The organism is Aquimarina sp. U1-2 (genome assembly GCF_017897595.1).
Taxonomy (GTDB): Bacteria; Bacteroidota; Bacteroidia; order Flavobacteriales; family Flavobacteriaceae; genus Aquimarina.
The window spans coordinates 1-376 of sequence record NZ_JAGKIK010000105.1 but is presented as its reverse complement, the minus strand read 5'-3'; the positions used below and the strand labels follow the sequence as shown (position 1 = coordinate 376).

The 376-nt window shown below is 26.9% G+C and carries 1 protein-coding gene; it reads left to right on the top strand.

What is annotated here, in order from left to right; all coding sequences use genetic code 11:
* Window positions 1-216: AtpZ/AtpI family protein (locus tag J8281_RS19225; protein ID WP_246849175.1), on the top strand; the 216-nt coding region annotated here is incomplete at its 5' end.
* Between the last annotated feature and the right edge of the window lie 160 nt (window positions 217-376).

Here is a 376-nt window from a genome sequence, read left to right as displayed (position 1 = left end):
AATCAGAAACCGAAAAAACAGCTTAAAGAGATTGCTGCATTAACAGGAATAGCTATTCAAATGGGATTAACTATATACCTATTTGTAATTTTTGGTAAATGGTTAGATAACAAAGTAGATAAGTCAGAAAAAACATTTTTAGTAATTTTTACTTTAACTGGTGTTGCATTTTCGCTATACGCTGTTCTACAACAAATAAAGAAACTTAATTCTTGATGCTAAAAAAAATTGTAAGCAATATTGTCATTATTGCTTTGTTTGCTTCTATAGCCTTTATTCTTCAATATTACATCTACACATTTTTAGAATTAGCAATTAGTTTTCAAGAATTACTTTTTTCTTATACTGCTAATTTATTTATGGCTTGTAGCGTAAT